Genomic DNA, 1,081 nt, shown 5'->3' on the forward strand with positions numbered 1-1,081 from the left:
CCTGTTATCGCTACAGCCCGAAGCTGAAGGATGAGAACGAGGTGATCGCCGATCTGCTAACGGGGCTGACAGATGCGCGCAAAACCTGGGGATTTGGCCTGTGCTTCTTACACCTGCGCAACGTCAAAGGTCACCCGTGGAACCACAAACGCGTCTATCGGATCTACTGCGAGTTGGAACTGAACCTGCGGATCAAGCCCTGAAAGCGGCTGAAACGGGAGAAGCCTGATGTCCTGGCGGTGCCAGACGCGCCCAATGTGACCTGGTCGATGGACTTCATGGCGGATCGCCTCGGCGACGGTCGTGGCTTTCGGCTGCTGAATGTGCTGGACGACTTCAACCGAGAAGGGCTGGGGATCGAGGTGGACTTCTCGTTGCCCGCAGAGCGGGTCATTCGCAGCCTGGACCGCATCATCGAGTGGCGCGGTAAGCCCGGCACCATTCGGGTGGATAACGTCCTAGCTCGGGAAAATCTAGCTGCTTAGGTCAGCAGGTCGTGTGGCATCCGGCTGTCCGGATACCCCGATAAGGTTGCCCAGGCGGGCTCCGCCGTCAAGAAATGATCTCATCCATAGCAAACACAGGGTACGCGCGCTGGCGGCCCTCAGCGTCCTTAAGACGAGATCCTAAATCCCAAGCGGAAGGCCCGAACATTATCTACGAGGTCGCGTCATGCGCCTCCACGGCCCTTTGAGAGAAAGCTCCTTCCGCCTGGGCTCGTCCTTTCGAAGAAGGGACGATCGGGTTCGCCGGATTTGATCACGGCGTGAATGGTGCGTGCCATCTTTGCGGCGATAGCGGTGTAGGCCTTACGGCGCAAATCCGGGTTGTGGCGATCTTGCGCGATGTAACGCTCGAATTTGTCACGGAAGCTGTTGGTCTTCTTCAGGACCGCCGTCTGCCTTGCGAGCCACAAAGTCCGGCCCAGGCGAGCATTTCCATATTTTGAGATCTTGCTCCGACCGCGGAACATTCCGGACTGGACGGTGGCCAAATCCATGCCGCAGAACTTAAAGAACTGGCGGTGATGATGGAAGCGCCGCAGGTCGCCTGCCTCGGCCAGAATGGTCAGAGCATTGAT

Annotated in this window: 1 protein-coding gene and 1 pseudogene; one reads left to right on the forward strand and one right to left on the reverse strand. The window is 58.6% G+C overall.

The features are described from left to right. Positions 1–455, forward strand: a pseudogene (locus tag BFP70_RS13925) (DDE-type integrase/transposase/recombinase); the annotation flags it as partial. Between the two features lie 215 nt (positions 456–670). Here the strand turns inward: BFP70_RS13925 and BFP70_RS13930 are convergent. Then, a partial coding sequence (locus tag BFP70_RS13930) for a transposase (protein WP_141693211.1) occupies positions 671–1,081 on the reverse strand: 411 nt, incomplete at its 5' end.

Origin of the sequence: Thioclava sp. SK-1, assembly GCF_001705665.1 — a bacterium.
Lineage (GTDB): Bacteria > Pseudomonadota > Alphaproteobacteria > Rhodobacterales > Rhodobacteraceae > Thioclava.